Source organism: Kitasatospora sp. NPDC057512 (assembly GCF_042802135.1).
In the GTDB taxonomy this organism is placed as follows: Bacteria; Actinomycetota; Actinomycetes; order Streptomycetales; family Streptomycetaceae; genus Kitasatospora.
This window is the reverse complement of sequence record NZ_JBHVET010000418.1, coordinates 1-7392: the sequence shown is the minus strand read 5'-3', so window position 1 is coordinate 7392 and position 7392 is coordinate 1. Positions and strand designations below refer to the sequence as shown.

Annotated in this window: 4 protein-coding genes and 1 pseudogene; 3 read left to right on the top strand and 2 right to left on the bottom strand. The window is 73.2% G+C overall.

The genetic code is table 11. From position 1 onward, the window contains the following. Positions 1-78: 78 nt before the first annotated feature. A complete protein-coding gene (locus ACFU6K_RS24795) occupies positions 79-1164 on the bottom strand; it encodes an NlpC/P60 family protein (RefSeq protein WP_380666470.1) in 1086 nt (361 codons plus the stop codon). 606 nt (positions 1165-1770) lie between these two features. On the opposite strand from ACFU6K_RS24795, the gene mutA reads away from it, so the two are divergent. Genes mutA through meaB form a run of 3 tightly spaced genes read left to right on the top strand, consistent with a single transcriptional unit; the run spans position 1771 to position 6884 of the window. Continuing rightward, complete coding sequence (gene mutA / locus ACFU6K_RS24790; protein WP_380666468.1) at positions 1771-3639, top strand: methylmalonyl-CoA mutase small subunit; 1869 nt, start codon at positions 1771-1773, stop codon at positions 3637-3639. After that, entirely contained in the window at positions 3636-5885 is a 2250-nt protein-coding gene (gene scpA, locus ACFU6K_RS24785; RefSeq protein ID WP_380666466.1) for a methylmalonyl-CoA mutase, read from the top strand. Before mutA ends, scpA begins: the two co-directional genes overlap by 4 nt. Positions 5886-5897: 12 nt before the next feature. After that, positions 5898-6884: a methylmalonyl Co-A mutase-associated GTPase MeaB gene (gene meaB / locus ACFU6K_RS24780; protein ID WP_380666464.1), complete on the top strand. Its 987-nt coding sequence runs from the start codon at positions 5898-5900 to the stop codon at positions 6882-6884. Positions 6885-6970: 86 nt separating this feature from the next. Here the strand turns inward: meaB and ACFU6K_RS24775 are convergent. After that, positions 6971-7351, bottom strand: a pseudogene (locus ACFU6K_RS24775) (ATP-binding protein); the annotation flags it as partial. Between the last annotated feature and the right edge of the window lie 41 nt (positions 7352-7392).

Here is a 7392-nt window from a genome sequence, read left to right as displayed (position 1 = left end):
GGAGCGGGCCGTCGTGGGCGCGCGGTCGGGCCGGGAGGCCGGGGCGCGGGAGGCCCGGCGGGCGGTCGGGCCGGGAGGTCAGGCCGGGCGGACGGCGCCCTTGTAGGGCATCACGGAGATCGGCAGGACCTCGATGTTCTTGCCCGTGCGCGGGGCGTGGATCATCTTGCCGTCGCCGATGTACAGGCCGACGTGGTGCAGGTCGTCGTAGAAGAACACCAGGTCACCGGGCTGGAGGTTGGCACGGTCGACGTGCGGGCCGTCCTTCCACTGCTCCTCGGACGTCCGGGAGATCGTGACGCCCGCCGCGCGGTAGGCCTGGCTGGTGAGGCCGGAGCAGTCGAAGGAGGCGGGGCCGCTCTTGCCCCAGCCGTACGGCTTGCCGAGCTGGGCCTGGGCGAACGCGATGATGGCGCCGGCCCGGCCGCTGGCCGACGGCACCGGGGCGTTCATGTCCGGGCGGTCACTGGACCGCGAGGCGCGGTCCTTGGCCGCGGCGGCGGCGGCCTGCTGAGCCTCGGCCTTGGCCTTCTCCGCGTTCTGCTGGGCGTTGATCTTGGCCCGGTCCTCGGCGCTGAGCTTGTTCAGCATCTCCTGCGCCTGGGACAGCTTGGTCTGGATGTCCTTCTTCTGCTCCGCCAGCTGCGTGCCCACCGAGTCGAGCGCGGCCAGGGTGGCGGTGGCCTCGGCGCGGTCCTGGTCGAGCTTGCGCTGCTCGTCCTGGGCCTGCTTGAGCAGGCTCGCCTGGGAGTCGGAGACCTGGTTCTGCACCGAGGCGCGCTCCAGGTAGGCGGCCGGGTCGGAGTCGAGCATCAGCTGGACCGACGGGTCGATGCCGTTGGTGCGGTACTGGTCGGCGGCGACCGCGCCGAGCCGGGTCCGCAGCTCGTTCATCGCCTCCTGGCCCCGGACGACCTTCTCCTGGATCTGGTTGGCCTCGCCCTGGAGCTTCTGCTGCCTCGCCTGGAAGCCGTTGTACTTCTCGATCGCCTGCTCGGCGTCCTCGTTGAGCTGGTCGACCTGCTCCTTGACGGTGGCGAGGTTCGGGGTCGGCTCGGCGTGGGCGGTACCGGAGGCGAGGACCGCGCCGCCGGCCGCCATGGCCGTGGTGAGGACCGCCATGCGGGCCCGGCTCGGGGGGCTGGGCTTGCGGCGCTTTCCCATGGCGGTCGCTCTCCTTCGGGGGAATCTCGGGACGGTCCGGGCGGAGCGGGGGGACGGCTCGGCCGGTGCCTGGGGACGACGAAGGCGGGCAGGACGAGCAACGGGGGGGTGCTGCCCCGCCCACCTTCTTCGAAGTAACTTAATAGATGAGGGGCCGGGTTCCGCAATCCCCCTGATCATGACGTTTTGACAGCATGACGGGACATCGATCGCGTTCCGTGCCATCGGCGTTGACCTTCGGACACCCCGGACACCGCGGACACCGCCCACCGCCTGACGACGGCCGGGAGGACCGCCGACGAAGGGCGGGAGGACCGCCGACGAAGGCCGGGACGACCGCGCCGCCCACCTCCCCCGGCACCCCGGACGACCCCGGACGACCCCACCCGACCCCTTCGACCCCCTGCCCTCCGACCCCCTGTCGCGGCACCCCTGTCGGCCCCGGGTGCCGACCGTCCCGGCACCCCTATCGGCCCCGGGTGCCAGCCCTCCCGGCACCCCGTGGCACCCCCCGCCCCGGAGAGTGCTCGCGAGCGGCCGGACCGAGGGAAAGGTCACACGGGATTCCTCTCCTGCAGCCCCGCGCACGGGCGCTAACCTGCGCACATGAAGGTCCCGCCCGAAGGGCTCCCCCTCGCTGCCGAGTTCCCGGCCGCGCACCGAGAGCAGTGGCAGCAACTCGTCCAGGGCGTGCTGCGCAAGTCCGGTGCCCAGCCCGAGGACGGTCCCGCCGCCGAGCAGGCGCTCACCACCCGGCTCCAGGACGGGCTGAGCGCACGCCCCCTGTACACCGCCGAGGACACCGACGCCGACCCGGGCTACCCGGGCTTCCCGCCGTTCGTGCGCGGCGGCCGGCCGCAGGGCTCCGCCGTGGCCGGGTGGGACGTCCGCCAGCGGCACGCCGACCCGGACCGCGGGCGCGCCAACGAGGCCGTCCTGGCCGACCTGGAGCACGGCGTGAGCTCGCTCTGGCTGGAGCTGGGCGGCGCCGGCCTCCCGGTGGACGCCCTGCCCGAGGCGCTCGCCGGGGTGTACCTGGACCTGGCCGCCGTGGCGCTCGACGCCGGCGCCGAATTCACCGACGCCGCCGAGCAGTTGTTCAGGCTGTACGAGGAGCGCGAGGTCTCCCCCGGCGCCGCCGCCGGCAACCTCGGCGCCGACCCACTCGGCCTCCAGGCCCGTACCGGCCAGGCCGACCGCACCGGGGCGCTGCTCGCCGAGGCCACCGCGCTGGCCGCCCGCTGCGCCGCCGGGTACCCGGGCGTGCGGGCGCTCACGGTGGACGCCCTGCCGTACCACGAGGCGGGCGCCTCCCCCGCCCAGGAGCTGGGCTGCTCGCTCGCCACCGGTGTCGCCTACCTGCGCGCGCTGACCGCCGCCGGCCTCTCGGTCGACGACGCGCTCGGCCAGCTGGAGTTCCGCTACGCCGCGGACGGCGACCAGTTCCTCACCATCGCCAAGTTCCGTGCCGCGCGCCGCCTCTGGGCCCGGGTCGCCGAGGTCTCGGGGGCCGGTGCGGCCGCCTCGGCGCAGCGCCAGCACGCCGTCACCTCCCGGGTGATGATGACCGCCCGCGACCCGTGGGTGAACATGCTGCGCACCACGGTCGCCTGCCTGGCCGCCGGGGTCGGCGGCGCGGACGCCGTCACCGTACTGCCCTTCGACAGCGCGCTCGGCCTGCCGGACGCCTTCGCCCGCCGGATCGCCCGCAACACCCAGGCGATCCTGCTGGAGGAGTCCCACCTGGCCCGGGTGATCGACCCGGCCGGCGGCTCCTGGTACGTCGAGCAGCTGAGCGAGGAGCTGGCCCGGGCCGCCTGGGCGTGGTTCCAGGAGATCGAGCGGGCCGGCGGGCAGCAGGCCGCCCTCTCCGCCGGCCTGGTCGAGGACCGGATCGCCGCGACCTGGGCCGAGCGCTCGGTACGGCTCGCCAAGCGGCGCGAACCCGTCACCGGCGTCAGCGAGTTCCCGCACCTGGACGAGCAGCCGCTGGTCCGCGAGCCGGCCCCGGCCGCGCCCGGCGGCGGGCTGCCGCAGGTCCGCCGCGCCGAGGCCTACGAGGCGCTGCGGGACCGCTCGGACGCCCACGCCGCCGCGCACGGCGCCCGCCCGAACCTCTTCCTCGCCTCGATCGGCACCGCCTCCGCGCACACCGCGCGCACCACCTTCGCCGCCAACCTGTTCCAGGCGGGCGGCATCGCGACGGTCTCGGCCGAGTCCGTCGACCCGGCGGCCTTCGCCGAGGCGTTCCGGGCCTCCGGCGCGACCGTCGCCTGCCTCTGCTCCAGCGACGCGCTGTACGCCGAGCACGCCGCCCCGGTCGCCGGCGCCCTGAAGGCGGCCGGTGCCGAGCGGGTGCTGCTCGCCGGGCGACCCGCCGAAGTACCCGACGGCGTGGACGAGTTCATCTTCGCGGGGGGCGACGCGGTCGCCGTCCTGACCTCCCTGCTGGACCAGATCGGAGCCGCTCGATGATCCCCGACTTCACCGGAATCGGGCTGGACGGCGCCGCCGCCGGCCTCACGGGCGACTCCGGCGCCGCCGGCAGCCCCACGGGCGGCGCCGGCGCCACCGACGAGCAGTGGCGGGCCGCCTGGCGCCAGTCCACCGGCAAGGACGTCGACGAGCTGCTCTGGGAGACCCCCGAGGGCATCGGCGTCAAGCCGCTGTACACCGGGGCCGACCTCGCCGGGCTGGACTTCCTGGAGACCTACCCGGGCGTCGCCCCGTACCTGCGCGGGCCGTACCCGACCATGTACGTCAACCAGCCCTGGACCGTCCGCCAGTACGCGGGCTTCTCCACCGCCGAGGAGTCCAACGCCTTCTACCGCCGCAACCTCGCGGCCGGCCAGAAGGGCCTGTCGGTCGCCTTCGACCTGCCGACCCACCGCGGCTACGACAGCGACCACCCGCGGGTCACCGGCGACGTCGGCATGGCGGGCGTGGCGATCGACTCGATCTACGACATGCGCCAACTCTTCGACGGCATCCCGCTGGACAAGATGTCCGTGTCGATGACCATGAACGGTGCCGTGCTGCCCGTCCTCGCGCTGTACATCGTCGCGGCCGAGGAGCAGGGCGTACCACCGGAGAAGCTCGCCGGGACCATCCAGAACGACATCCTCAAGGAGTTCATGGTCCGCAACACCTACATCTACCCGCCGCAGCCGTCGATGCGGATCATCTCGGACATCTTCGCGTACACCTCGCAGAAGATGCCCCGGTACAACTCGATCTCCATCTCCGGCTACCACATCCAGGAGGCCGGTGCGACGGCCGACCTGGAGCTGGCCTACACCCTGGCCGACGGGGTGGAGTACCTGCGCGCGGGCCTGGACGTGGGCCTGGACGTGGACGCCTTCGCGCCGCGGCTGTCGTTCTTCTGGGCGATCGGCATGAACTTCTTCATGGAGGTCGCCAAGCTGCGCGCGGCCCGGCTGCTGTGGGCCAAGCTGGTCAAGCAGTTCGACCCCAAGAACCCCAAGTCCCTGTCGCTGCGGACCCATTCGCAGACCTCGGGCTGGTCGCTCACCGCCCAGGACGTGTTCAACAACGTCACCCGCACCTGCGTGGAGGCGATGGCGGCGACCCAGGGCCACACCCAGTCGCTGCACACCAACGCCCTGGACGAGGCCCTCGCCCTGCCCACCGACTTCTCCGCCCGGATCGCCCGCAACACCCAGCTGCTGCTCCAGCAGGAGTCGGGCACCTGCCGGGTGATCGACCCGTGGGGCGGCTCCGCGTACGTCGAGAAGCTGACCCACGACCTCGCCCGCCGGGCCTGGGAGCACATCCAGGAGGTCGAGGCGGCCGGCGGCATGGCCAAGGCCATCGACGCGGGCATCCCCAAGCTGCGCGTCGAGGAGGCCGCCGCCCGCACCCAGGCGCGGATCGACTCCGGCCGCCAGCCGGTGATCGGCGTCAACAAGTACCGGGTGGAGAACGACGAGCAGATCGACGTGCTCAAGGTCGACAACTCCTCGGTGCGGGCACGGCAGATCGAGAAGCTGCGCCGGCTGCGCGAGGAGCGCGACGAGGCCGCGTGCCAGGACGCGCTGCGCGCACTGACGGCGGCCGCCGAGGCCGGTCCGCAGCGCGGCGGCTCGCTGGACGGCAACCTGCTGCACCTGGCCGTCAACGCGGCCCGGGCCAAGGCCACCGTCGGCGAGATCTCCGACGCCCTGGAGAAGGTCTACGGCCGCCACTCCGGCCAGATCCGTACCATCTCGGGTGTGTACCGAGACGAAGCGGGCCCGTCGGCCTCCCTCCAGCGCACCCGCGACCTGGTCGAGCGGTTCGAGCAGGCCGAGGGCCGCCGTCCGCGCATCCTGGTCGCCAAGATGGGCCAGGACGGCCACGACCGCGGCCAGAAGGTGATCGCCACCGCCTTCGCCGACCTCGGCTTCACGGTGGACGTCGGCCCCCTGTTCCAGACCCCGGCCGAGGTCGCCCGCCAGGCCGTCGAGGCCGACGTGCACATCGTCGGCGTGTCCTCGCTGGCCGCCGGACACCTCACGCTGGTGCCCGCGCTGCGCGCCGAACTCGCCGCGGCGGGACGGGAGGACATCACCATCGTGGTCGGCGGGGTGATCCCCCCGCAGGACTTCGACGCCCTGTACGAGGCGGGCGCGGCGGCGGTCTTCCCCCCGGGGACGGTCATCCCCGACGCGGCGTACGACCTGCTCAAGTCCCTGGCGGCCGACCTCGGCCACGAGCTGTGATCGCCTGATCGCATGCCTCCGCGGACGATCGACCTCGACAGCTATGTGACGGGCGTACTCGACGGCTCGCGCGCCTGGATCGCGCGCGCCGTCACCCTCGTCGAGTCCTCCCGGCCCGACCACCGCGCACTCGCGCAGCAACTGCTCCAACGGCTGCTGCCGCACGCGGGCGGCGCGGTCCGGGTGGGCATCACGGGCGTGCCCGGTGTCGGCAAGTCGACCTTCATCGACGCCTTCGGCACCATGCTGACCGGCCAGGGCCACCGGGTCGCGGTCCTCGCCGTCGACCCGACCTCCAGCCGGACGGGCGGCTCCATCCTCGGCGACAAGACCCGGATGGAGCGGCTCGCCGTCGACGCCAATGCCTTCGTCCGGCCGTCCCCGACCTCGGGGACGCTCGGCGGGGTCGCCAAGGCCACCAGGGAGTCCATGGTGGTGATGGAGGCGGCGGGCTACGACGTCGTCCTCATCGAGACGGTCGGCGTCGGCCAGTCCGAGACGGCGGTGGCCGGGATGGTCGACACCTTCCTGCTGCTCAGCCTGGCGCGGACCGGCGACCAGCTCCAGGGCATCAAGAAGGGCGTCCTGGAGCTGGCGGACGTCATCGCCGTCAACAAGGCGGACGGCCCGCACGAGCGCGACGCGAAGGCGGCGGCGCGCGAACTCGCGGGCGCGTTGCGGCTGTTGCAGCCTCCGGATGCGGCCTGGACGCCGCCGGTGCTCACCTGCAGCGGCCTCGACGGCGCGGGCCTCGACGTCCTGTGGGAGCGCTTGCAGCAGCACCGCAAGGTGTTGGACGCGACGGGCGCCCTGGCGGCGAAGCGCCGCGGCCAGCAGGTCGAGTGGACCTGGTCCATAGTCCACGACCAGCTCTACGCCCGCCTCCACGAGAACCCCGAAGTACGGCGCCTGACCCCCGAGTTGGAAGCCCAGGTCCGCGCCGGCACCCTCCCGGCGGGGCTGGCGGCCCAACAGATCCTGGACGCCTTCTTCGCCTGACCCAGGTCTCGCAGACCGAGCGCCATGCCCCACCCCCGCGTGGGGCACGGCGCTTCTCGACTCTCGGGGTACTCGAACCACACCACCTTGCCCGTATCCACCGGGTGCCACCCCCACACATCCGCGAGCGCCTCCACCAGCAGCAGGCCACGCCCGCTCGTGGCCCCCTCCGCGCACTCCCGGCCCGACAGCTCCGCACCCCGGTCAGCCACCTCCACCCGCACCCGCCCGCCGTACCAACGGACGGTGACGACACACCGCTCCCCCGTGTGCACCAGTGCATTCGCGATCACCTCACTCGCGCACAACTCCAGCTCCTGAAGCGCACCATCCGAGAGTGGCACCCCCCACTCCCGCACGATCGCCACCACCAACCGCCGCGCCGCCGGCACGGCGCCGGCCCCCGGCGGTTCCTCCCACTCCAACGGAACCGGAAACCGGGCGTTGCTCAATGGACTAACCAGCATGTGCACATCTCCAAGCCAACTGGGTGCCGCAACTGCCGACG